The sequence below is a fragment of the Perlabentimonas gracilis genome (assembly GCF_011174675.1).
Lineage (GTDB): Bacteria > Bacteroidota > Bacteroidia > Bacteroidales > Tenuifilaceae > Perlabentimonas > Perlabentimonas gracilis.
In genome coordinates this window covers 1-25,273 of sequence record NZ_JAANIG010000038.1, presented here as the reverse complement: position 1 = coordinate 25,273, position 25,273 = coordinate 1, and the positions used below count along the sequence as shown (strand labels likewise).

At 39.9% G+C, this 25,273-nt stretch carries 21 protein-coding genes and 1 pseudogene; 2 read left to right on the top strand and 20 right to left on the bottom strand.

Annotation, left to right across the window (positions count from 1 at the left end):
- The 18 genes and pseudogenes from G8O23_RS14220 to G8O23_RS14135 form a co-directional block, all read right to left on the bottom strand.
- Complete coding sequence (locus G8O23_RS14220) at positions 1 to 1,320, bottom strand: CDP-glycerol glycerophosphotransferase family protein (protein ID WP_166365987.1); 1,320 nt, start codon at positions 1,318 to 1,320, stop codon at positions 1 to 3.
- Complete coding sequence (locus G8O23_RS14215; protein ID WP_166365985.1) at positions 1,320 to 2,567, bottom strand: glycosyltransferase family 61 protein; 1,248 nt, start codon at positions 2,565 to 2,567, stop codon at positions 1,320 to 1,322. The genes G8O23_RS14220 and G8O23_RS14215 overlap by 1 nt, the downstream gene beginning before the upstream one ends.
- A 15-nt stretch (positions 2,568 to 2,582) precedes the next feature.
- Positions 2,583 to 3,719, bottom strand: coding sequence for a DegT/DnrJ/EryC1/StrS family aminotransferase (locus G8O23_RS14210; protein ID WP_166365983.1), 1,137 nt, complete (start codon positions 3,717 to 3,719; stop codon positions 2,583 to 2,585).
- Positions 3,712 to 4,263 carry an acyltransferase gene (locus G8O23_RS14205; protein WP_166365981.1) on the bottom strand — a complete coding sequence of 184 codons (552 nt, stop codon included), beginning with the start codon at positions 4,261 to 4,263 and terminating at the stop codon, positions 3,712 to 3,714. Before G8O23_RS14205 ends, G8O23_RS14210 begins: the two co-directional genes overlap by 8 nt.
- On the bottom strand, positions 4,253 to 4,669 hold the full coding sequence (locus tag G8O23_RS14200) for a sugar 3,4-ketoisomerase (RefSeq protein ID WP_166365979.1): 417 nt from the start codon (positions 4,667 to 4,669) through the stop codon (positions 4,253 to 4,255). The genes G8O23_RS14205 and G8O23_RS14200 overlap by 11 nt, the downstream gene beginning before the upstream one ends.
- Positions 4,659 to 5,090: a sugar 3,4-ketoisomerase gene (locus tag G8O23_RS14195; protein ID WP_166365977.1), complete on the bottom strand. Its 432-nt coding sequence runs from the start codon at positions 5,088 to 5,090 to the stop codon at positions 4,659 to 4,661. The genes G8O23_RS14200 and G8O23_RS14195 overlap by 11 nt, the downstream gene beginning before the upstream one ends.
- Positions 5,077 to 6,132 carry a dTDP-glucose 4,6-dehydratase gene (gene rfbB / locus G8O23_RS14190; RefSeq protein WP_166365975.1) on the bottom strand — a complete coding sequence of 352 codons (1,056 nt, stop codon included), beginning with the start codon at positions 6,130 to 6,132 and terminating at the stop codon, positions 5,077 to 5,079. Before rfbB ends, G8O23_RS14195 begins: the two co-directional genes overlap by 14 nt.
- A 101-nt stretch (positions 6,133 to 6,233) precedes the next feature.
- Positions 6,234 to 7,094, bottom strand: coding sequence for a dTDP-4-dehydrorhamnose reductase (rfbD, locus tag G8O23_RS14185; RefSeq protein ID WP_166365973.1), 861 nt, complete (start codon positions 7,092 to 7,094; stop codon positions 6,234 to 6,236).
- On the bottom strand, positions 7,087 to 7,656 hold the full coding sequence (gene rfbC, locus G8O23_RS14180) for a dTDP-4-dehydrorhamnose 3,5-epimerase (RefSeq protein ID WP_166365971.1): 570 nt from the start codon (positions 7,654 to 7,656) through the stop codon (positions 7,087 to 7,089). The genes rfbD and rfbC overlap by 8 nt, the downstream gene beginning before the upstream one ends.
- A 2-nt stretch (positions 7,657 to 7,658) precedes the next feature.
- Positions 7,659 to 8,537, bottom strand: coding sequence for a glucose-1-phosphate thymidylyltransferase RfbA (rfbA, locus tag G8O23_RS14175; RefSeq protein ID WP_166365969.1), 879 nt, complete (start codon positions 8,535 to 8,537; stop codon positions 7,659 to 7,661).
- 207 nt (positions 8,538 to 8,744) lie between these two features.
- Positions 8,745 to 9,869: a Wzz/FepE/Etk N-terminal domain-containing protein gene (locus tag G8O23_RS14170; RefSeq protein WP_166365967.1), complete on the bottom strand. Its 1,125-nt coding sequence runs from the start codon at positions 9,867 to 9,869 to the stop codon at positions 8,745 to 8,747.
- Between the two features lie 578 nt (positions 9,870 to 10,447).
- Positions 10,448 to 11,289, bottom strand: a pseudogene (gene rhuM / locus G8O23_RS14165) (RhuM family protein).
- A gap of 570 nt (positions 11,290 to 11,859) precedes the next feature.
- The gene (locus G8O23_RS14160) at positions 11,860 to 13,239 is read right to left on the bottom strand and encodes an ATP-binding protein (protein ID WP_166365965.1); all 1,380 of its coding nucleotides are present in this window, start codon (positions 13,237 to 13,239) and stop codon (positions 11,860 to 11,862) included.
- A 317-nt stretch (positions 13,240 to 13,556) separates the two neighbouring features.
- Entirely contained in the window at positions 13,557 to 13,961 is a 405-nt protein-coding gene (gene hepT, locus G8O23_RS14155; protein ID WP_166365963.1) for a type VII toxin-antitoxin system HepT family RNase toxin, read from the bottom strand.
- Entirely contained in the window at positions 13,951 to 14,355 is a 405-nt protein-coding gene (gene mntA, locus G8O23_RS14150; RefSeq protein WP_317169011.1) for a type VII toxin-antitoxin system MntA family adenylyltransferase antitoxin, read from the bottom strand. The genes hepT and mntA overlap by 11 nt, the downstream gene beginning before the upstream one ends.
- Positions 14,356 to 15,842: 1,487 nt before the next feature.
- A complete protein-coding gene (gene galE, locus G8O23_RS14145) occupies positions 15,843 to 16,889 on the bottom strand; it encodes a UDP-glucose 4-epimerase GalE (protein ID WP_166365961.1) in 1,047 nt (348 codons plus the stop codon).
- A 194-nt stretch (positions 16,890 to 17,083) separates the two neighbouring features.
- Positions 17,084 to 18,484, bottom strand: a complete 1,401-nt coding sequence (locus G8O23_RS14140) for a nucleotide sugar dehydrogenase (protein WP_166365959.1) — start codon at positions 18,482 to 18,484, stop codon at positions 17,084 to 17,086.
- A 4-nt stretch (positions 18,485 to 18,488) separates the two neighbouring features.
- The gene (locus G8O23_RS14135; RefSeq protein ID WP_166365957.1) at positions 18,489 to 20,984 is read right to left on the bottom strand and encodes a polysaccharide biosynthesis/export family protein; all 2,496 of its coding nucleotides are present in this window, start codon (positions 20,982 to 20,984) and stop codon (positions 18,489 to 18,491) included.
- A 500-nt stretch (positions 20,985 to 21,484) separates the two neighbouring features.
- On the opposite strand from G8O23_RS14135, the gene G8O23_RS14130 reads away from it, so the two are divergent.
- Complete coding sequence (locus G8O23_RS14130; RefSeq protein WP_166365955.1) at positions 21,485 to 22,570, top strand: lysylphosphatidylglycerol synthase transmembrane domain-containing protein; 1,086 nt, start codon at positions 21,485 to 21,487, stop codon at positions 22,568 to 22,570.
- 104 nt (positions 22,571 to 22,674) lie between these two features.
- On the opposite strand, the gene purQ is transcribed toward G8O23_RS14130, so the two are convergent.
- The gene (gene purQ / locus G8O23_RS14125; protein WP_166365953.1) at positions 22,675 to 23,373 is read right to left on the bottom strand and encodes a phosphoribosylformylglycinamidine synthase subunit PurQ; all 699 of its coding nucleotides are present in this window, start codon (positions 23,371 to 23,373) and stop codon (positions 22,675 to 22,677) included.
- Positions 23,374 to 23,527: 154 nt separating this feature from the next.
- Here purQ and G8O23_RS14120 point away from each other — a divergent pair, with 154 nt between their 5' ends.
- Positions 23,528 to 24,301 carry a hypothetical protein gene (locus G8O23_RS14120; protein WP_166365951.1) on the top strand — a complete coding sequence of 258 codons (774 nt, stop codon included), beginning with the start codon at positions 23,528 to 23,530 and terminating at the stop codon, positions 24,299 to 24,301.
- Positions 24,302 to 24,361: 60 nt separating this feature from the next.
- Here the strand turns inward: G8O23_RS14120 and G8O23_RS14115 are convergent, their stop codons facing one another.
- Positions 24,362 to 25,054, bottom strand: a complete 693-nt coding sequence (locus G8O23_RS14115; RefSeq protein WP_166365950.1) for an energy transducer TonB — start codon at positions 25,052 to 25,054, stop codon at positions 24,362 to 24,364.
- Positions 25,055 to 25,273: the final 219 nt, after the last annotated feature.

Here is a 25,273-nt window from a genome sequence, read left to right as displayed (position 1 = left end):
TTATAGTTGAGTAATATTTTTGCCAATGACATCATTTATCTCATTCATAATATTTTGACTGGCATTTTTGCCGATAGGTGGGAGTAGATATTTATGAATTAAAGATTCGCGTTTATTCTTTAAGTAATCATTCCCTTCAATTACAACTTCTTTAATGAACATTTCTACCTCTTCTTTTGAGTTAGATTTGTAATGACAATCAATTATTTTATTACCTAATTCAGAGAATCCTGATAGTAATAAATCATGCCTGATCATATAAAGACTTGGTTTGTTTGTGCTGATGTATTCTGTCAAAAATGATCCACTATCATGAATCATTGCATCTGATGTATTAAATAAATCAATATAATCACCTTCGTCTAACTGACAATTAACTCGCTCTTTCCATTTTTTATAATAATTATCTGTCTTTTCTTCTCCCCAACTATGATGTTTATTAAGTTTTGCTCTTAGGATTGGATGTGGTTTAAATGATATTGTTATTTTATCTTGGTATTTATCTGCAATTTCAAGAAAGAAATCATAATACTCTAGAAAATTGCTGTAATTAAATTGGCTGTTTTCTTGTTCAATGGTATGATGAGGAGCCCATATTATTCTCTTTAAATTTTTATTTTTCCAGATGCTCTCTGGTTTAACTTTGTTTGGTGAGAAAAATTGATCTAATCCAGGGTAACCAGTTACAATTGAGTTTTTTCCTCTGTTTGTTGAGAATTTTTGTGCCTGAACATTATGGAAATTTGATTCATGAAATACTCTGTAGACAAGATTATGAAGAGTTTGGTTGTATTGCATCTCAGGTCTGTCAGTAATCATATACCCATAAGGCACATAAAATGACAAATAATTTTTGAAGTTTAATATTGTGAATCGCCTTTTAGTTAAACTATATGGGCTTGTAAAAAAAATTATATCAGGTTTTACTTCTCTTTTTATGTTGAGCCATTTTCCATTATTCTCATTAAATGTTTTAATTACATTATATCCCTTCTCTTTAAAAGAACTATAAGCTTTATTCATTTCTTTCTCCATAGTACCCATCTCGTAGCTGACGTAAGGACAAATTATAATAACAGGTTCGAAACGCTTATCATTTTCCATCAGCCAATACACACCATCATACTTCCAAACAGATTCATGAATAAGTAAAAATGCAACTTTAATCTTTTCTTTTTTTCTAATTTTAATGACTGATTTAGTATGAATATATGGTGCGACTTTAATTATTATTGGTATATAAAGGGTGTTGAAAATCCAGCTGTAAAAATTCTTGATTATTTGCTTTACTAAAAACATTGGAAGAGGTCTATTCGTCATTATTTTGTTTCTATATATTCTCTTAACCTATGTAATTCCACCTTAAAACTATCATGAAGATCGCTTTTACTTGTAAGAGACTTTGATCGGTCGTAAAAGTATGAAAAGTTAATGTCTAGCCATTTTGCTATTGTTGAGAATATTGAAATATCGAGATTATAGTTAGTTAAACAAATCACATTACAACCTTTTGAGCAAAATAGTAAATTTGAAAAAGCTGCACCAGAAACCCCGACAATGAATTCAGCGCTATTAAATACTGATACTTGTTCCGAGATAGTCATTTTTTCAGGATATACCTTTTCGAAATCGTAATTTCTTAATATTCCAAACACTTCATCCTCATTGCATTCTCTTCTGTAGGTTGCATTTTGTCTTGATAAAAAGATTCGCTTTGGGTGCGAATTATTGGGTTTGTTTTCTAGCAGTTTTTCTCTAATCCATTTAATTGCCTTGAAGTCAAAAAGGAAATCGCTTCCTTTTATCAGAGTAATATCTCTAAAGTTAGGTGGTATTATAGTGGCTTCTGGTAGTATGTATAAATTATCTACTTTTATCTGTTCAAATTTATTTGTATATAAAATTTTTCTTTTGCCTGAAAAGAATTTAAGTAGAAAGTTAAAGTTGGGGATCTCTTGTAGACTTGAATCCGCAATAATCGGTATATCATTGTTAATATCCAGTTGCTTTAAATAGTAGAATTTTGGAATTAACTCAAAAATGATGTGGTAATAGTTGAGTGAATAATTAATAACAAGATTTATTCCGTGATCAATATGCCTTACTTCTTTATTTGAGCGGATTAAACATTGTTTATTTTTGTAAAACAAAACACTGCCATCAGTTAATTTGTAGTTACTGTTTTCACTAATATTACTAGGCTTGTATAATGCAAGGTCGTCATCAAAAAGTATTAATGAAGAGTTGTTGTTTACAGTTGCATTATATGCTATATAGACATTATCTTCATAATATTTTTTATATTGTTTGTCGGTAGTATCTTCATCGAAATACTTAGGTGAAGATGAGGTGTATTCAATCTTGAAAGGTTTTACTTTGAGCAATTTATGTGCATCAAAAAAAGCAATAGGTTTAATCGTTACTAGCGTCCATTTCCAAATGCTAAGAGTACCAATCTTTGGAAATGTTAATGTTATATAAAAAATACCACCGTAAAGTATTTCAGTTATGGTCTTGTATATATCTAGAAATGCCCAACGAAGAATTTTCTTGATTTTTAATTTCATAATTCGTTTAGTGTCTTAGCCCTTAAAAGTATTTATATGGCTTACAGCAGTATTAATGTTTGCAGTATTATCTATGGGGCTAATCGGTAAACTTAATACTTCGTTGTGGATTGTTTCTGTAATACTATAGGTATTCCTATTTAGGAGTGAATATGCCCCTTGTTTATGAGGAGGTATTGGGTAGTGTATAAGTGTTTGAATACCTTTTTCGGATAAATATTTTTGAAGTTCGTCACGTTTAGGGTGGCGTATAACGAAAAGATGCCAAACGTGATCGCTAGATTGAATGATTGAATGATTGAATGATTGATTTGGTAGGATAATACTTTCATTCTTTATGTTATCGCAGTAAAGTTGAGCTATCTCTCTACGCCTCTGATTTTCAGCATCGAGATATTTTAGTTTTACATCAAGGAAAGCAGCTTGTAGTTCATCTAACCTGCTGTTTAGGCCTTGGTAATGGTTTACATATTTTTGTTTGCTGCCATAGTTGCCAAGCGCTCTGACTACATCAGCCAAATCATTGTCATTTGTTGTAACTGCACCTGCATCGCCAAGTGCGCCCAGGTTCTTGCCGGGGTAAAAACTAAAGCCTGCGGCATTACCTAATGAGCCAGTTTTTTTTGAGTCACAGTGTAACTCGGTGTAACTGGCACCGATTGCTTGAGCATTATCCTCAATTACTTTCAAATTATACTTGTGCGCAATTTGCTCAAGTTCTTTTGACCAGCATACCCTACCATAGAGGTGAACTACCATTATGGCTTTAGTTTTCTCAGTAATATTTTCTTCTATTAAAGAGATGTCTAGATTATATGTATTAATATCGGGTTCAACTAGAACAGGTTTTAATCTATTGTCGGTTATTGCAAGAATAGAAGCTATGTATGTATTAGCTGGCACAATTACCTCATCGCCCTCTTGCATAATGCCCATTTCAATGTATGCTTTGAGTATTAAGCGAAGAGCATCTAAACCGTTTGCTACCCCAATGGCGTGTTTTACTTTTATATACTCCGCAAGGTTTTTTTCAAATTGGTTAACTCTCTCCCCAAGTAAGTACCAACCCGAGTCGATTACCTCGCTTGCAGCCTTCTTTAACTCCTCAGCGTATTGGGAGTTTATTTTTTGTAGATCTAAAAACTTAATCATTTAGAACAGGTTCATTATTGATTAATTTATACTCTTTACCTTCTTTGCAAACAAGGTTAAGTGATAGGATTTTTCCTCCCCTTGTAATATATCCTTTATGCTTTGCAGGGTTGCCATACCAAAGGGTGAATGGAGGTACATCCTTAGTTATAACACTTCCTGCACCAATCATTGCATACTTACCAATAGTTATTCCTGCAATAATTGTTGCATTGGCTCCAATGCTAGCACCTTCCAAAATATTTGTCACGGCAAATGATTCTGGATAATGTTTTGAGCGAGGAACTAAATCGTTTGTAAAAGTGGCGTTTGGCCCAATAAAAACATTATTCCCAATTCTTAACCCATCCCAAATTTGTACACCTGGCTTTATCGTTACGTTATCGCCAATTATAACATCATTTTCAATAAAAACATTAAAATTTATGTTGCAATTACATCCAATAATTGCCTTTGCTAACACAACACAATTTTGCCAAATTAGCGTTCCCTCTCCAATCTGAGAGGTTTGAACCTCTGCTGTTGGGTGGATTTTAATGCCCATTTACAAAACTCTTAAAATCTTGATATTCTCTAAAATAGTCGTTTTCGTCGTACACTTCCGATGCCAAAACAAGACAAACTGATCCCGATGAAAACTCCATTAGTTCTCTCCAAATTCCTGGGACGACAATTAGTCCATAATCAGGTCTATTAAGGGTTACAATTTTTTTGTTTTGTCCATCGTCAAGTAAAACATTGAAAGAACCACTAGCAGCTACAATAAGTTGTCTTAATTCTTTGTGAGCATGCCCACCTCGATCCTCCCCTCCAGGTATATCGTAAAGGTAGTAAACCCTCTTGATGTCGAATGGTACACTATTTTGCCCTTCAACAATTGTTATGTTACCTGCTCTATTGTGAATTTTATTGAGTGGGACAATATTACAGCTATATACGCTATTCCTCATTACTCTTATGTGCTATAAAATTGTTGTAATCATATATGTAATCATTAGCATTGTAGTGTGTAGAACTCAATACTAAAGCCAAGGAGTTTGTGGAGAAGTTCTCCATCTGTCTCCAAATTCCCTGAGGGATATATAAGCCATAGTATGATCTGTTTAAGGAGAATAACTGCTTAGTACTTCCATCATCAACAACCACATCGAAACTCCCTGAAAGAGCAATTATAAATTCTTTCTGCTCTTTAAAAGCGTGACCTCCCCTTGTTTCTCCTCCAGGAACATCGTAAATCCAATAGGTTCTTTCTATCTTGAACGGGATATGTTTAAGCTGCTCAACAAAAGAGAGGTTTCCTCGTGGATCTTCGAATTTTGGTAGATTTATGAGAAATGCTTCACACCCCACCTTTAGTCTATCTTCCTTCATACATTGAGTTGTAGTAATTTTGGTATTGTCCTGAAGTAACTCCTTCAATCCATAATTTATTATTGAAGTACCAATTAATTGTTAACTCTATTCCTTCTTCAAATTGTAACGAGGGTACCCAACCCAGTTCTTTATTAATTTTTGATGCATCAATAGCATATCTGTGATCATGACCTGCCCTATCGGTAACATAAGTAATTAGTGTTTCTGATGTTCCATCGGGTCTGCCTAGTTTTTTGTCCATTGCCCTGCAAATAACTTTAATGAGGTCTATGTTTTTCCACTCATTAAAGCCTCCAATATTGTATGTTTCGCCTACTTTTCCATTATGGAAAATTGCATCGATGGCTTTTGCATGGTCAACAACGTAAAGCCAGTCTCTTACATTTTCGCCTTTTCCGTAAACTGGTAAGGGTTTACTGTTTAAAATATTGTTTATAAAAAGTGGAATCAACTTTTCAGGAAATTGGTTTGGCCCATAGTTGTTTGAACAGTTTGAGACAACGATAGGCAAGCCAAACGTATTATTAAAAGCCCTTACAAAATGATCGGAGCTAGCTTTTGCTGCAGAGTAGGGTGATTTTGGGTCGTAGGGAGTAGTTTCGGTAAAGAAACCCTCCTCGCCAAGTGAACCGTAAACCTCATCGGTGGAGATGTGATAAAAAAGTTTTCCTTCGTAATTATCTTTCCATATCTCTTTTGCTGCTTGAAGCAATGAAAGGGTCCCCATAACATTTGTTTGGGCAAATGTGAATGGGTCGGTAATTGATCTGTCAACATGCGATTCGGCAGCAAGGTGAATAATGCTATCGATGTTAAGCTCCTTAATAGTTTTAATAACTAAATCAATGTCACAAATATCACCCTTTACAAAAACATAGTTGGGCTTATTCTCAATATCCTTGAGGTTCTCGAGGTTGCCTGCGTATGTTAATTTATCGAAGTTAACTATTTTGTATTCAGGATAATTATTAACAAATAGTCGTACAACGTGTGAGCCAATAAATCCTGCTCCGCCAGTGATTAGGATGTTTCGTTTCATAGTTTGGGATTATTTTTTAAGAAATAGAAAATAAGTGGGTTTAAAAAAGATTGCTTCTGCCAACAAAAATCGTTGGGATCTCAATGACGTATTTGTTTTTTTTACTTTGCATCAATTAAGCTAATGCATTTTGCCAATGAATTTCTCCAATGGGGTATTTCAATACCATATTGTTGCTTAATTTTGGATTTATCGAGAACAGAGTAATATGGCCTTTTTGCTTTGGTTGGGTATTCTTCGGTTCTGCAGGGTGAAATTTTCGCCTTGGCTGTAGCTAATTCAGAAATTGCCTGAGCAAAATCGTACCAACTGGCAACACCCTCATTGGAATAGTGATAGATTCCAGATTTCCAACTATTAGAATTTAAGATGGACACGATAGTATTGGCTAAGTCGGCTGCATAAGTTGGTGTTCCAATCTGGTCGAAAATTACTTTTAGGCTATCACGTTCGTTAGCCAACCGAAGAATTGTTTTAACAAAGTTATTCCCAAAAGAGGAATAAAGCCATGATGTTCGAATTATATTGTAGTTTATCCCTTTTTCAATTATTGCTTTTTCTCCCTTTAACTTTGTCTTTCCATACACACCAGTGGCATTTGTTGGGTCATTTTCTGTATAGGGAGTATAATTTGTACCTGAGAAGACATAATCGGTCGAGATATGAATTAAGAAGGCGTTAACTTCTTTTGCTACCTCTGCAAGATTTTTAACAGCAAGATGATTTATTAAATCGGCTTTATCCAGTTCGTCTTCGGCCTTATCAACAGCGGTATATGCAGCGCAATTGACAATTGTATCAATATTGTTTTTGATTACAAAGGATCTTATATTATCAATGTTAGTGATATCAAGATCATCAATATCAGTAAAGAAAACTTTGAAAATATTCTGTTTAAGAGCCAACTTTAATTCGGATCCAAGTTGTCCGTTAGCTCCTGTAACCAGTATTCTATTATGCATACAAATCCTCCGTGAAATCGAAAAGTTTTGCGTTATTCAAGTTGGGCACAGACTTATCCTTTTCGGATAGAATAATTTTGCTTTCCTCAATACCCCAGTTAATGTTTAGTGTTGGATCGTTCCAGATAATTGAACCTTCGTGCTGGGGGGAGTATAAGTTATCACATTTATACTGAAAAATAGCCTCGTTGCTCAGAACAACAAAACCGTGGGCAAATCCCCTTGGAATAAAAAGCATTCGTTTGTTATCATCGGAAAGTTCAACTGCAACATATTTACCAAAAGTTGGTGAACCTTTTCGAATATCAACAGCAATATCAAGTACGATCCCCTTTACGGCTCTAACTAATTTTGATTGTGAGAAAGGTGGTAGTTGATAGTGTAAGCCCCTAAGTACACCGTAAGTGGATTTTGATTCGTTGTCCTGTACAAAAACAGCTTTACAAACCTTCTCTTCGAATGATTTTTGGTTAAACGATTCTAAAAAATATCCCCTTTGATCTGCAAATATCTTTGATTCAATAATTTTAACTTCGGGTATTTCAGTATTAATTACATTCATTACTATTTTTCTTTTACTAGTCTTTGAAGATATTGTCCATACTGATTTTTCTCCATAGGTTTTGCCACTTCTAAAACTTTCTCCTTAGTAATCCACCCCTTTGAATATCCGATTTCTTCTAAGCAAGCAATTTTTAAACCCTGCCTATGCTCAATGGTTTCAACAAAGTTACTGGCTTCGGTAAGAGATTCGTGTGTGCCAGTATCTAGCCATGCAAAACCACGCCCCATCAATTCAACACCAAGCCTATTCAACTTTAAGTATTCTTGGTTAACTGTAGTAATTTCTAGTTCTCCTCTAGCGGATGGCTTTATTGATTTTGCTATTTGAACCACTTCATTGGTGTAGAAGTAAAGCCCAACTACAGCATAGTTAGATTTGGGGTCTTGTGGCTTCTCTTCAATAGAAATTACCTTGCCATTAACATCGAATTCCGCAACACCATACCTTTCGGGATCGTTAACCCAGTAGCCAAATACTGTGGCGGTTTTGTTCTCTTTTACATTTAACTTTGCATTCTCAAGTAATTTTGTGAGGCCATGCCCGTGAAATATATTGTCGCCAAGTACAAGGCAAACATCATCATCACCAATAAACTTGTCCCCAATAATAAATGCTTGGGCTAAACCTTCGGGTTTTGGTTGTTCCTCGTAGGAAAAGGTCACTCCAAAATCCGATCCATCACCCAATAGGTTTTTAAAATTAGGCAAATCCTGAGGAGTAGATATAATTAATATTTCACGAATACCTGCGAGCATTAATACAGATATAGGATAGTATATCATTGGTTTGTCATAAATGGGAAGCATTTGTTTTGATACTCCTTTTGTTATTGGAAATAAACGCGTACCTGCGCCACCGGCTAATACTATTCCTTTCATATCAGTTTAAATTATTTATTGTTTTTTGTAATGTTATTGTGTCTGAAGATTATCTCTTGTTTTGTCCACAAACCTGCTTGCCGTGTGATTAGGGTTGTGGGCAGCAGGCAAGTTTACACAAATTTCCTCAAATTTATACCTTCATCATTTGTGTTGATTTGAGCAATTTGTGGATTAATAAAATTTAGCGTCTTCCCGCCTTAGCGTTTAAACTTTGTCGGTTTTTAATTGCTCCCTAATATTCTCCCATATAAGTTTCCCAAACACATACCCAACCCCAATAAACCCGCCAAGGAAGGCAAATACAACCAGTATTAACGATCGTCTTGGCTTGCTCCTTTCTACTGGCACTTGAACAGGCTCAAGAATTTTAATGACAGGTGTTTCCTCCTGCACCTTAATTTTAGCCTGCTCTAGCTGTTGGGCAAGGCCGTTGTACACGTTAAATGCTAGAGTGTACTTATTGTTTAGGCGTTCCTCCTCTGTGCGGGCAGCAGCGGATTGAACATTGCGGTTGGCATCGCGGAATTGGGCAAGTTCATTTTGTGCTTGCAGGTATTCTTTTTCCCGTTCGCTGTAACGCTCCTGAATAAACAGTAGATCGGTTTTGGCCTTTTCTACTCGGTACTCGGTAATGTAGTTGGATAGATACTCAACGGCAAAGTTGGCTACTTGTGCAGTAATGTATGGGTCACCAAATTCTGCAGAAATATTAATAACACCATTTTTTTGATCAATGTTAGCGCTTATTTTATCGCCTAACTTTTTAATGATTTGGAACTGCTCCAATGTCATTCGGGTGAATTGATAGGGCTCTGGCTCTTCGCTTACTTCTGATGTTTTTTGTTCGCCTCTAATCCATCCTAAAATTGTCCAGGGTAACTTTAAGGTGTATTTCATTACTACACCTACTAGTGACCCTTTGGTGTGGTCGTTTAGATATTCAAAAACGGTTATATTAAGTGTTCCGTCGTTGGCTTTATAGGTAACTTTATGGTTTAGCAACTCCAAGTAGAAAGGTGTGCTTTTTAGCACATCGGGGTAGAGCATGGGGCCAATGGCATCGGCTCCCTCGCCCAGCGGCATAGAGAAACCGCCCAGTCCACCAAGGGATGACAATAGGGCTGCGGCTCCTCCTCCCGAGGCACTTTTTGCCTCAGGCAAAAGTCTGGTTTCCACCTTGTACTGCTTGGGGCTGGTAATGGCAATAACAAGACCAAGGGCTATAAATGCAGCGGTAATCTTAATAATTAGCTTGCGGCCGTCCCAAAGGTGGCGGATAAGTTCGATTAGATCGATTTCGTCGGAAGGGGATTTAATGTTTTCTGTCATATGATTATAGCGTTCTAGGTTCAAGGTTCTAGGTTCAAGGTTTAAGGTTCAAGGTTTAAGGTTTAAAGTTTAAGGTTTAGAGTTCGGGGTTCAGGGTTCAGTTCTACGTTTATCCTGTGTGTTGGCTCTCCCCGCTTCGACAAACTCAGCGTACCACTCAGTGCATCGCTTTAGGGGTTGGGGGTAGCGATGGTGTTTTGTGCCTGCCTACCTGTGGTAGGTTCTACGTTTGGCGTTCAGCGTTTTACGTTTTGCGCTGTGTCTCGAAAACTGACGTTTTTTGGAAGTTGACGAGATTCTACGTTTAGCGTTTTGTCCACAGATCCGCCAGAGGGCGGACAGGTTAGCACAGATTTTCTCAAATTAAATTTGGAGGTATTTGTGTTAACTTACCTGCTGGCAAGCAGGTTTGTGTAACCTGTCTACCGACAGGTAGATTTGTGGATATCTCCTTGCGTTTGGCCCTTCGACTCCCCCTCGGCTTCGCTCGGGACAGGCGCTCAGGGTAAACGTTTGGCGCCTGTCTACCGGTAGAGCAGGTAGGTTCAGCGTACAGTGCTTAGTTTTTTTACTTATTCTTACCTTAGTCTATCAATGATTTCTTTGGCATCAATTTCCATTTTTGAGAATGCAAACCATTTTTTCCCAAGATCTTTTAAAGATGCTCCTATGTGGTAAACTGTTTTGCCATCTATAATCAAGAAACGATCGTGAGACTTACTAAATTTTTCGATAGTCACTCTAGGATATTGAGTATTGTAAAGAGTAAGGGCTTTAAGAAATTGCTTAGTAATGTTTTTGGTGTAAATGGTGGCGGTTACTCGAATTTCCCTTTTAGATAACAACAAGAGTACACCCTCGTCCACATAGTTGTCAATTATAATAATTGATTCTCTTGCTGTTTTTAAAATTTCAGAGACAAATATATGTGCATCGAATATTTGTCCATCGTAAAAGATACCTTCGTTGGGTGGTAGATTAGCATTAATCTGGATATTAAATTGATCTACCTTTTCTTTAAGGCTATGGACATCATTCTCTATTCTTTCAATTCTTTGATTAACAGAATACCCCTTTAACAGAAAGTCTTTTAATATTTTGTTTGCCCAGATCCTGAACTGCACCCCTCTTTCAGATTTAACTCGGTATCCAACGGAAATTATCATATCTAGGCTATAATACTCTACCTGATAGGTTTTACCGTCTGTGGCAGTTGTCGCAAATTTTGCGACAACTGAAAAGTTTCTTAACTCTTCCTTAGTGCATTTGTTATGTGCTTGCCTATTGTTTTAACATCTCTATTAAATAGAAGTGCCATTTGTTGTCTGTTAAGCCAAACATTCTCCTATTCAACCCTAACTTCAATTTGGAAGTTCGTTTTGTTTTCAACTTTATATATTATAATCTCTCCTTGGCTCACTTAATTGCGTTTTACGCCTGCCTACCGGCCATAGCCGTCAAGTTAAGATCAATTTCAATTTATCTAAAGTCGTTTATATCCTTATTCACACCCTCGTAGAGGGTGCATAGCGATAGGGTATAGATTGCAAAGCCTTAAAGCACCCCGTGGGGGTGCAATATATATATCCGCAACCCTTATTGCGCATCTACGAAGCGCTAATTTATTTGAATCAATTTCTTCAATCGCTATGTGCCCTCTACGAGGGCTATTGTATTCATATTCTGCTCAATCCTATAGAAATATTTGTTTCTTTTGTATCCTTAGCTTGACGGCTATGGCCTGTCGGCAGACAGGTTCAGCGTTTTACGTTTGGCGTTCTGCGTTTTACGCCTGCCTACCGGCAGGTAGGTTTAGCGTTTTACGTTCAGAGTTCAGAGTTTAGAGTTCAGAGTTTAGCATTTTGCATTCTACTTTCGGCCTACCTTCACTATCGTTGCGGCAGGTAAACGTTTAGCGTTCGTCTCATCATCGCATTATCGATTTATGTTTTTTGTACTGTGTTCATTGTTCCTTGTTTGTACAACAATATTATTTATTGACGAGTTGCCAGTGTCCGCCTTTGGCTGAGCCGACTCGGTTTATTAAACCAAGTGATTTTAACTTGTTGATATTGTCAAGGACTTTTCGTTTAGAAATGCCTATGCCATCGGCAATTGCAGACATAGAGATTGTATTGTTTCTTGAAACTAGTTCAAGTATTTTGTGTTGATTTTCTGTAAGGCTATCGGGGACCCTATCGGGGACCCTATCGGGGACCCTATCGGGGACCTTATCTGTAAATTCATCAGAAAAAACAGTAACCATAAAACCCTCAGAGATATTCCTAAATTCTGGTTGTGGAAGGTTAGCCTCCTCGAAATGCTCAATAATTCGTTGTATTCCAGAACCGTATTTTTCTATTAGACCCAAACTTTTGCAGAAATCGGCTACTAACTTGTTTCTGGGTGTTGATTTATAGTTATTCGTTAGCAAGTCGTTAACAGTTATCCCTTCGGGAAGTTTCCCAGGGTTATAAAACTCAATACGATCGTTAAATATTTTTACAATAGAATCGGAAGAACTACGGTAGTCCCGATGAATAATCATATTGACAATAATCTCTCTTATGGCCTCTAGTGGATACTGCCATTTTTGTGTGTTCTGAGGTTTACCCGTAATAATAACTTCCTTGTTGATGTGTTTCTTGACAAAATCCATAACCTCATTTATCTGAGCAAGTATGTCGGATTTTGTTCGAGTGCTATCCTTTATTATCGTAGTAGTTTGAAATCTACCTAATTCTATGGTTGTTAAAACAGTATCCCGGTTTGTAAAAAGGAGGTATGCTGCATTGGTAATTTGCCCATCTCGTACCAGATCGTTCTTCACTAGGAATGTTAACGGATCGTCATTAATTCTTGAACCCGTTTGGTTGATTGCATCAATAGCCTCTTGAACCTTATTGAGTGAAATTTCATTGATGTTAAATTGGCTATTTAGATGAAAATCCCAACTGGTGTTGAATGACTGTAAATGTAGGTTCACTACTTCTGAAATATTGAGCAAATGGTTGGAATTTGCTACACGTTTAAAGTATTTGCCACGGGTTGCGACTGGTTTTATTGGATACTCCTTTATGCTTAATATAAGAACAGTTTTATTGTCTATGCTTACGCTATTTGCCTCAGGAAGTATACTTGGAGTGGTTTTGTTTTTAATCTCATTTATCCAATTTTGAATAGATTCAGCATTCAATTCAGTCCCAGTTATCTTTCCTGTAGGATTAATGCCTACTAAAATCTTACCACCCGATGTATTAGCGAAAGCAACAAGAGTTTCAATCACCTCCTTGTTAAAAGAGTTTTTGAACTCAAGCGTTTCGCTTTCTCCAAGAGAAATTAGATTTATTATGTCGGAGGGTTGTAGCATTTAAATCATTTCTCGTTCGAGGGTTTATATACGGTGTTCTAGGTTTAGCGCCGTGTCTCGTAAGACAGCCGTTTTTCCGCAAAAGTACGTGCGGGACAGGTCTTGCAAGGCGTGGCAATCTGTTAAAAGATGGCTTCGTCGTACCCTCCTCGCCATGACGTTAGGGTTTAATGTTTCGTGTTTCGTGTTTTGTGCCTGCCTACCTATGGTAGGTTCAGCGTTAAGTGTTTTACGTTGACAATCCCTAAATAAGGTTAACAGTTCAATGTTTAATGTTTAAGGATTAGGGTTAAAGTTCTAAATTGACAGTTTTGTGCTTATTTGTCGGTGTACTGCTCGATGGCAACAATAAAGTCCTTAAAATCATCAAGGTGCTGTAGCATTCCGTATAACTTGTCGATATCAACAATCACGTATTCGTGAACCAGCAAGTTTCTTAATCCCGCCATTCCTTTTAAGGATTTTTCGAGACTAGCGTCGATATAGTTAAACTTACGAAGTAGGACTATGCAATCGGCATAAGTGTTTGCTGTGCCTAGGTTCTGATGAACAACTATGTGGCAAGAGAGGTCTATCATTATCTGAATGGACTCAAGAAAACCGTAGCGAAGAGCCCATTGCTTGGGTGTATCTGTCTTAAAATCGTCTGCAGTATATATCTTGCCAAGCTGTTCAAGTTCAGCAATATTTCTTTCGAGTTGTATTAGCCTGCTATTTCGCATAGTTTCGCACCCCAATTTTACGGTTTCTAATCCTATTGCGAAAAGCCTCTTGCATTTGGCGGTTTAATGCGGCATTGTCGAAATGGCTTATTAGCGCTTTTTCTTTAAAGTTTTTCTGTGTTAATGGTTCTTTGTCAACAACAATTAATCCTTTGGAGACAATCTCGTGGGCAAGAGCCGGATTTTGTGAAATGATATTATTTAGGTGTATAATATCAATTTTTCTGCCTACGGCCATTTCTAGCTCAGTTTGAATCTCACCCAGAAATAAAAGACTGTGGTCGTTACTGGTGTATATGGCAATGTCGATATCTTGATATTTCTCCTTTGAAACAAACGAACCAAAAAGGTATACAAATACTATATCCTCTTGGTTTTTTAGGACGTTAGTAATTGATGATATTATGTTTGATCTAGCGTTCAGCGTTTTACGTTCTGTGCCTGCCTACCGGCAGGTAGGTTCAGTGTTTTATGTTCTACGTTCTGCCTACCTTCACTATCGTTGCGGTAGGTAAACGTTTAGCGCTTTACATTTCATATCATATTACCTTTTCATTGCCTTACCGCCTCATCACATCAACGCTTAATCGCCACATTGGTTTTTAAATACAATGGAATGAGAACCAATTTGCAAAACTGCGTACCATATTTTCGGTATGCGAGTAAAAGGCAGATTATATCATCTTTTTACTTCTGAGATAGTCCTAATTCGTTAGGCCTTTACACAGCTTCGCCCGGTCAGTCCCATGGCGATATGGCTGATTAGGCGGTGTAAAAAGTTGATTGTCAGAGGAGAGTTCGTTCGTTTCTCTGCTTTGACAAAATGTATATTTTGAAAACAAAAGTAATGATTTTTTATTGTAATCATGGCCACATATGTTGGGTAATATGGCTTTTCATCTTTGGGTCGGGAGGATAAGTGTCGGTAGCGGGATGTTGAAAGTTTATGGCTTGCCTACCTATGGCAAATTTAACCCAAATTTAGCTAACGCTGAGCTACGCTTCGCTCCGGTTGTCATTAGCGATTCTTTTTCTAATGACCGCCATTAGAAAAAGACACAATTTATCCATTGATTATATGGGTGTTAATTTGACAAATCGATGAAGAAAAACTAAAAAATTTGCAATCATAAATGCTTACAAATTTAGTTTTTCTAAATCAGCCTGTCCCGATTCATCGGGAGGGTTAAACCTAGCTAAGCCATTGGTTCGCTGAACTCCTAATGACTAATCTGGGTTTAAAGTTTAGAGTTTAAGGTTTAAGGCTTTCCTGCCTATGGCAGGATTAGAGTTGGGGTGGGGAGTGGGCAATGGCGTATAGCTAACAATCCTTTACGGCATAGCGACCCTGCCTTCAAACCTGGTTGGTTAGCGAGAGATTTTTTAACACAGAGAAAATTATTGCACATACCCCAAAATATTCAGTTGTCGGGGATGGCTACGGGTTACCCCATACGCTTTTGACAATACTTGAGGAAACATAGAGACCACAGAGTCTGTTTTGCGCCTTTGCCTTGCGGCAAATGCCTAAAATGGGTGGGGAGTGGGCAATGGCGTATAGCTAACAATCCTTTACGGCATAGCGACCCTGCCTTCCAACCTGGTTGGTTAGCGAGAGATTCTTTGAATGTAGAATGTAAAATGTAAAATGAAAAATGAAAAATGATGAAGTTGGGTAGGGAGTGGGCATTTGTTATCGTGTTTTGCTCATTCGTTTTCCAACCACTTCGAAAATCGAAAATCGAAATTCAGTGTTCATTATTTCTTTGAATGTTGAATATCCTCGTCTGCCTAGATGTTATGTCGGTCAGGGAATGTTGAATATCGAATGTAGAATGTAGAATGATGAAGTTGGAGTGGGGCGTGGGCGATGGCTAGTAGTTACCCCCCCCTTTGCGCCTTTGCGTGAGATTGTTTGTCAATTGTCTTTTCCCAGTTCCAAGCCGAGAGTAAGGCTTCGTCGAGCGATAGTTGTGCCTTCCAGCCAAGTTCTTTCTCGGCATAGGAGGTGTCGGCCCAAACCTTTTCGATATCGCCGGGGCGGCGATCGGTTAAGGTGTAGTTTATTTTTACTCCGGTGGCTCGTTCAAACGATTTTATAATCTCGAGTACGGTTACGCCATTACCAGCACCAACATTAAAAATCTCGAATGGTGTTTTATTGCCCTTTTCAATTAACCTTTTTAAGGCAATTACGTGCGCCTTGGCCAGATCGACTACATGGAAGTAGTCGCGGATAGCCGTACCATCTGGGCTGTTGTAGTCGGAACCAAAAACCTTAAGCTCGGGCCATATGCCCTTGGCAGTTTGAGTAATGAATGGCACTAAATTGTCGGGTTTTCCCATGGGGAACTCGCCAATATGGGCGCTGGGATGTGCGCCTATGGGATTAAAGTAGCGAAGTGCAATTCCAGAGATTTTATTTGTTGATTGGATGGTATCCGCAAGAATATCCTCAGCAATTTTTTTGGTGTTACCGTAGGGCGAGAGGGCTTTTTTTATGGGCGATGATTCGGTAACGGGCAGTACATCGGGCTGACCGTAAACGGTGCATGAGCTGGAGAAGACAAGGTGACCGCCTCTGTTTTTTAATATTTCTAAAAGGTTTATTAGCGAGTAAATATTGTTCTTGTAGTACTCAAGGGGTTTTTCAACGCTCTCGCCAACGGCCTTAAGGGCTGCGAAATGGATTACTGCTTGAATGTCGGGATGCTCTGTAAACACCTGCTGCATATCCTGCGGGGAGGCACAGTCGGCTTTTATAAATGCGGGACGTACCCCGGTTATCTTTTCAACTCCATCAATTGAGTCGGCGTAGGAGTTGGAGAGATTGTCGACAATGACTACTTCAAACCCTGCCTCGATAAGTTCCACCGCTGTGTGCGAGCCGATATATCCGGTACCACCGGTTACAAGTACTTTTTGCATTGATAATTATTTTGCATTGTAACGTCATTACGAGTCTCGTACTGTGAGACGAAGTAATCTGCTTATAGAGCGTTTTAAATCAAAGATCGCTTCTCCCGACAGAAAACGTCGTGATCGCGATGACGACTTAATTTCCTTAAATACCACGCGATAGAATCGCGCGGTAGCGTTCCTCTGTGTTCAAAATCTTCTTTCTAGTACGCTTTCCCAATAGCCCTAACCTTAAACCCAATTTTAATTAGCTCTTTATGGTCTAGAATGTTTCGTCCATCGAAGATGTGGGCTGGTTTTAGCATGTTGTTGTAAATGCGCTGCCAGTCGTATGTTTTAAACTCGTCCCACTCGGTTAGCACGGCAATGGCATGAGCGCCCTTGGCTGCTTCGTAAGGGTCGGTGCAAACTGTGAGGAACTCCTCATTCTCCTTCTCGCTGCGGGTATTAAGGTAGTTAAGGTCGGCGTACATTTGCTGTGGCCTTACCTTGGGGTCGTATACATGAATTGATCCCTGATCGTCGAGCAGATGGTCTGCTACGTATATGGCTGCCGACTCGCGGGTATCGTTGGTATCCTTTTTGAATGCCCATCCAAAGAATGTGATTTTTTTGCCTGAGATGGTGTTGTTGAGCGTTGCAATAATGCCATCGGCAAAGCGACGCTTCTGATAATCGTTTAGGATGATAACCTGCTCCCAGTAGTCGGCTACCTCTTGCAAGCCCAGGCTGCGGCAGATGTAAACCAAGTTTAGAATATCCTTTTGGAAGCACGAGCCACCAAACCCAACCGACGATTTTAGGAACTTTTGCCCAATGCGGCTATCACTACCAATGGCGCGGGCTACCTCATCTATATCGGCCTCGGTCTTCTCGCAAAGGGCACTAAGGGCGTTGATTGATGAAACACGCTGCGCAAGGAAGGCGTTGGCGGTTAGCTTCGATAGCTCCGACGACCATACGTTGGTTTGAAGAATACGCTCCTTTGGAAGCCAATGGGCATAGATATCGGATAAGGCATCCATAGCTTTGCGGCCTTCGGCTGTGGCAATATCGCCACCAATTAGCACGCGGTCGGCATGGTGAAGATCGTTAACGGCAGTGCCTTCGGCTAGGAATTCGGGGTTCGACAGAATTTGGAACTTCACACCATTCCCCACGTTGTCCAGAATATCTTTTATTGCTTGTGCAGTGCGAACGGGCAAGGTCGATTTCTCCACCACAATTTTATCCTCGGTTGCCACCTCGGCAATCTGGCGAGCGCACAGCTCAACAAATTTCAGGTCGGCGGCCATCCCCTTGCCCTTACCGTAGGTTTTGGTGGGGGTGTTAACAGATATAAAAATCATTTCGGCCTCACGAATCCCCTTTTCAATATCGGTCGAGAAGAAAAGGTTACGACCGCGAGCCTCGGCCACAACCTCTTTTAGACCGGGCTCAAAGATTGGAAGTTTATCGAGATTCTCATCGTTCCAATCGGCAATTCGTTGAGGATTAATATCAACAACATTTACTTTAATCTCGGGGCATTTTTGGGCAATAACAGCCATGGTGGGGCCACCAACATAACCAGCACCAATACAGCAGATATTCTTAATCGACATAAGGCTATTTTAATTGGTTCATAATTGTTACAGCAACTAGGGCAATGGACGAAAGTGACGAGCTAATGGCCAGCGTTTCTTGCAGCGAAATTCCATCTTTTTCGGGTTTTTGTGGTACCACAATTTCTGCCCCAGGCTCAATCTTTGGGTATGATCGGAAGAACAGGAAGTTGCGAGTTCTATCCATGGAGCCGTTGGCGTAGATTACAAAAACCTTGTTTTTCCTTGCATTATCGGAAAAACCACCTGCTTGTGCAACATAGTTTCTAAGGTTAGCATTTCTTATAAATCGAGTGGTTACTGGGTTAAGTAGTTCGCCCGTGAGTTTTACCGTTTGTAATCTTTGCGGCACCCTTAGTATATCGCCTTCAACCAGAAGCAGATCTTCGTCACCTTTGGGTCTCTTAAGAATTTTGTCTAAGTCAATTCCAATGGGTTGGTAAATTGCTTGTTTAGTCGAATCTGCTACTGTCCCTGCTTTTGTTTCTGTACTTGATTTGGGCTCTAACTCACTTTTAATTCTTCTGTCTAGGTTAACATCAAGTTCAATGGGCAAGCCCGACTTTTCAATATCTTTAATTCTTTGAGCCTGCTCTATCTGTGTTTCATCAATCATACGAAGTAAGGTGGCGCCAGGGAGGTAAGCTTCACTTGTCAGGCCACCCGCTCTAGCTACAAGATCTGAAATTCTTTCGCCTTTGCGGGCTATGGCATATTCCCCGGGGAAAGCGAATTCTCCTTCGGCCTTGGCAAGCATTTGCACTTGGTATCCAGGTGAGTGACGAACAAATACAATATCGAAAGGCTCTAGCTTAAACGATGAGCCCTGATCGCCAAGCGAAAGATTTTCGTCGAGCGGGAAGTTGAACACCTCCGAAATTAATTCGTCCGATTGGGTTGCTGTACGGTTCTGAATTCTTCGGGCGACCTCAACCCTAGCCAGCGAGGCGGAATACTTAAGTCCACCAGCTTTTCTGATTAGTTCCCCTAGGCTAATGTTATCGGCGTATGGAAAGGTTCCTGGTTGTTTAACCTCGCCCATTATGTTAACTTTTCGCTCTTCTTTTAGCTCTAGGATAGAACTTATCATCAGTATGTCTTCACGTTTAAGCTCAATATCTGTTGCTGGGTTATTTAAAATTTCTTGCAGGCTAATGTCGATAACCTCAACCTCAAGATTGTCGAGCAACCTGTATATTGAGGCCCTGTTGGTAAATGCATCTTCCCTTAAACCTTCGGCCTTTTTTATTAGCATGCCAACGGTCATCCCTTCGGTAAGGCCATATTCGCCCTCTCTGAAGACAGCTCCTTTTACCGTAACTCTATTCTCGTATCTGTCTAATATTTCACCAACCTTTATCTCGTCGCCGTTGTTCATCAAGAATGACGAGAAGAGTTCCTTGTCTACATTTAGGAGTTTTTTCTGGCTGTCGGTTTTGCGATTTACCACTAAATGCTTACTGTAAGCACGTGCCGAAAATCCACCTGAAAATTCAACTAGATTCTCCAGGGTTTCGCCCTCCTTCAACTCGTAAATAGCAGGGCGAACTACTTCTCCGTAAAATGTAACTCGGTTCTGGAAGGGGGCTATAAAAACAATATCTTCATCCTGCAGCCTCACATTAAGTTCTGTTTCTCCCCTTAGTAGGAAGTCGTACAGGTCGATCTTTTGATACAACTTACCATTTCTTACCACTCTTATTTCACGGAATGATCCCATTTCGTCGGGGCCGCCAGCTAGATACAATGCATTAAACGCTGTGGCAAAGGAGGGTATGGTATAAGTGCCAGGCATGAATGCATCGCCGGCCACAGTAACCTTTATGCTTCGAACATTCCCAATGCTTACCTGTGCGAAGGTGTTAGGGGTGTTTCCTTTTAATCCGGAGTAAATGGTTGACAAACGGTTGGTAATAAGGGTGGAGGCTTTCTCAATGGTTAACCCACCTACATTTATAACTCCAACATCTGGCACAACAATTTGTCCTTCGGGGCTAACTGATAGTCTCGACTGGCTTTGTGAAGCGCCCCAAACCTCAATTATCAACTCATCACCAGGCCCTAGCTGGTAATTTTGGGGGGTAGGAATGTTTAGGCTTGGTTCAAAGGTAAGTTCGGCTCTGTTAAAAAGGTTGTGTCCAAATACCTTAATTGAGTCCTCTTCTTCTGCAAATAGATCGAACTCTTCAGTAAAAGTACGTTGTGAATTGTTCGGGTCTAACGTTCGGGTATCTCCACTGGCCGATTGTCCAGTTAATGATGCCTGACCGCTTTCCAACAAGTTAATTCTTTCCCTAAGTTTTAAAACTTCGGTGTAGGGCATACCCCTCGATATGGCTTCAGCCTCTAGCTCCTGTAGAGTCATCCCCGTGGTTTTTGCCCGAGAGATGAATTGCCTTACCTGAGCATCTGTTAAATTGTCGACTTTAATTGACCTGAAATCAACCTGATTGATGCTTGGCATTTGAGCTTTTACTTCGTGGATGAATGTTAATGTCATCGAAAAAGCTAGTAGCAAACGAAGGGATAATTTAATGACTCTTTGCATTGTAGTATGATTGTTAAAAAAACCGTTATCCTTTTTGACTTCAGCTAAACTTATAGTTATGCTTGGCTCACTTACAACATTTATACCAGCGGCAAGAGTGAAAAGCATAGGTCACTTCATTTTACAATAAAAAACCTTTTATGTTGATTTGTAGCGTAATGCAAAATGATGTGCAAAAATAAGAAAAAACTCTGAGTAAGTAGTTGTTTTGTTTGACCTTAGCATCTAAAATAATTGAATACAGCATTTATTGCTCTCACAGTAAATGCTGTAAAGGTAATATGAGGGTTTTTACCAAAGTATTATTTTTTGTTAAATTGACACCTTGTTTGAAAACCACTTGCTTTATGTAAGTATCGTAACTGCTCACTTTTGTCTAGGTAAAACAATTTATTAACGTGTTGTTAATGCTTAAATAGTGCTACGATTTTATTACTTTTGTGAAGTAAGCTATGTCCAGAAAGAGACCAAATCAGCAAACCGAGAATCCGCTAAGCAAAATAAAACTTAGCCGTGCTATCTACCCAATTATTATTGGGTTAGGGGTTGTTGGCTACATGTTTTATCGCGAGTTCGACCCCAGCGTTTTTACCTACATCAGCATGGCTAAATGGAGTTTCTTGTGGTTTTTTGTTGCTCTTATCCTTATGGCCTTTAGGGATATAGGTTACATCGTAAGGTTGCTGGTACTGGCCGAAGGCCAGCTTACTCTGAAGCAAGCCTTCCGCGTTGTAATGCTTTGGGAATTTACCTCGGCCATAACTCCTTCGGCTATTGGCGGTACCAGCGTGGCCATTCTTTACGTTAACAAGGAGGGGATTAGCGTTGGGCGTAGCTCGGCCATTGTGATGGCCACATCGCTTTTAGATGAGCTGTACTTTCTGCTTATGTTCCCCCTGCTTTTGCTGTTTGTAAAAACTGATATATTGTTTGGTGTTAGCCTTACCGACGAGGTAGCCTTTGCCAACGAACTTTTCACCTTTGCCCTGGTTGGATATCTGCTTAAGCTTCTGTACGTCATCGTGCTATCGTACGGGTTGTTTTTTAATCCTCGCGGATTAAAATGGCTTATGCTCATGGTGTTTAAACTACCCATTTTAAGGCGATGGAAGCATGGCGCCAACGATGCCGGCACTGAGATAATTGAGAACTCCCGAGAGTTTAAGGTAAAACCTTTTGGGTTTTGGTTCAAATCGTTTTTGGCCACAGCCTTTTCGTGGACATCGCGTTACTGGGTAGTTAATGCCTTGCTATTGGCTTTCTTTACGGTTTCCGATCACTTTGTTATTTTTGCTCGCCAGCTGGTTATGTGGATCATGATGCTGGTAAGTCCAACACCTGGTGGGAGCGGATTTGCTGAGTTTGTTTTTACCCGCTTTCTGGGCGAATTTATTCCAGTGGAACCCGCCATATTGGGTACAGTTGCCATTGCCATGGCATTAATTTGGCGTTTGGCTACCTACTACCCTTACCTTGTGATAGGTGCAATAATGTTCCCGCGTTGGATTAAAAGCAAGTTTGGCAACGAAGAAAATTAGTTGTTCCGCTGCTCCAACACCATTAGGGGAATCTTTTTAGCATAGCAGTCCACAACAAAAAAAGGGCAGTAAAGCCCCTTTTAAAAATATCAATATAATCTTATCTACAGTTTATCCTTAATGTACTTTAGCATCGACTCGAAGATTAAGTAGCCGTCGGTGTTCCCCAGCTCATCGTCGGCGGCACGCTCGGGGTGAGGCATCATACCGAATACGTTAAAATTTTCGTTGCATACACCGGCAATATTCTCTACTGAACCATTGGGGTTAACCGCTTCGGAGATATTTCCGCTCTCGTCGCAGTACCTAAAAAGAATCTGACCGTTGATCCTCATACTGGCAAGGGTTTCCTTGTCGGCGTAGTAACGGCCTTCGCCATGGGCAATGGGTATTTTTAACGCCCTGCCCCGTGGAAGGAAAGCTGTGGGAGCAGCCGTTTTGCTGTCGGGCAGGATGTAAACGTTCTTACATTCAAACTTCTGACTATTATTGTGTAGAAGCGCTCCCGGAAGAAGCTTGGCCTCGCAAAGGATTTGAAATCCATTGCAAACCCCAAACACAAAGCCACCGTTGTTAGCAAACTCAATCACCTTCTCCATAATGGGCGAAAAGCGAGCAAGAGCACCAGAGCGAAGGTAGTCGCCATACGAAAATCCGCCGGGTAGCACCACGGCATCTACATTCTGTAGATCGGTGTCCTTGTGCCAAAGTTCTACCACCTCTTGCTCCATAATGTTCTTTAGAACGTAGATCATGTCGTGATCACAGTTGGAGCCAGGAAAAATTACAACGCCAAACTTCATAGCTATTTATTTATATGATGGGCAAAGATAGATATAAAATGATTTAGAGCAAAAAGGCATATCCCAATTATCGCTTAATAACATATGTTTTCCCAACGCAACTTATGGGGTATTTACTTTTTAAAGGATTACTTTTGCAGCCAAAATTGAGACGATGACAAGAGTTGCCCTTGCCTTGCTCTTAAGCACCCTGTGGCTGCCGCTAGCAGCAACTGTTCCTGTTGATAAGGATTTAGCATCGGTGTCAGTGCCAGCCGACCATATCCCTCATGCTACCGATTCGCTAAGCGTTGATTTGTCGGCTACTATTCAGGCAAGGCACGTTTGGCGCGGATCGCTTACTTGCGATGCGTGGAATATGCAGCCCAGTTTTAATGTGAGCAAACGTAACTTTTTGGTGGGGGCTTGGGCTGCCTATACCGTTGATAACTCATACGCCGAGGTCGATATTTACGCATCGTACTCGTTGGGTAGCTTTACCTTCTCGGTACTCGACTATTTCTGCCCTAACGAGACCCTTCGGTTTAATCGATTCTTTGATCTGGACCAGTCCACCACCCAGCACACCCTCGATGCAACCCTAAGTTTTGATGGTACAGAGAAATTACCCATAACGCTAATGGTTTCAACCCTGCTTTGGGGCGATGACTTGAATCCGAACAACGGCAGAAACTACTACTCAACGTATATTGAGGCTGGTTACATATGGGGAAGAACTGCATATCAGCATTTCGATTTTTCTGTTGGCCTCACACCATACCGTGGATACTATGCCAATACATTCAGCGTAGTGAGTGTTGGAGCAGGAGTAACCCAAACGATAAAAATTTCTGAAAGCTTTAGCTTGCCTATTTTTGGAAAGTTGATACTCAATCCATATGCCGAAAATCTATTCTTTGTGTTTGGTCTTACTTTGCAGAGATCATAACCAAAGAAAAACCCAGCACTTGCTGGGCTTTGTCTCCTGTCTTTGATCTGATTTGACATTCTAGTTTAACCTGAAAGTTACGGGGAAGGTGAACGATACTTTTGTAGGTTTTCCCCTTTGCAATCCAGGGCTCCATTTTGGCGAGTTTGATACCACCCTGAGTGCCTCCGCATCTAGAGAGGAGTCTATCCCCCTAACAACCCTTACGTTGGTTACCGATCCGTCAACGTCGATGGTGAACTCTAGGGTAACCCTCCCCTGAATTCCGTTCTGAGCTGCTATCTCGGGGTACTTAAGGTTTGCAAAAACCCATTTGGTAAAGTTTCTGTGATCACCCCCCATGAATGTGGGTTGCTCCTCAATCAGCATGAAGGGAATGGTTTCGTCTAAATCTTTCTCGTCTTCGAACACTATTGGGTTCTTGAGCAAGTCTTTAAACGTTTTGTCGTCTATATCTTTAAAGATATCTTCATCTTCGTTCTCAATTTCAACATCATCATCAACAATGTTAATTATATCTGGTGTTGAAATTACAGGGGGCGGAGGTGGGGGGGTAACATCTTCGGGTCGGGTAATTGGAATCATCTCCTCATCAAAATTCAGAGCAATACCCGATGCTAAATCAAACTTTATATCACCTGTGGATGGCCATTCAAAGGCCAGAAGAACAAGGGATAGAGCTACGACTAGTCCCGCTTGAAAGAACAATGATTTCTTTCTTTCTAAGTTCGCTTTGTTCGTTTTTGTTTTCATGGCTTTAGTTTTTGGGGTTAATAATTTGTTTGCTTGTGTCTTTGTTTATTAGAGTAATTACTTGGGTAAATTCCATGTAAATGGTATAAAAAATTAAAAACTATCACTACTGACCGATTAATAAATATAGATTTCTCGCTTCGCTCGAAATGACAGTACTTTCAAGAGGTCTAAGGGGTGAGGGGGTGAAGGCGGCTTCGCCGCCTTCACCCCCTCACC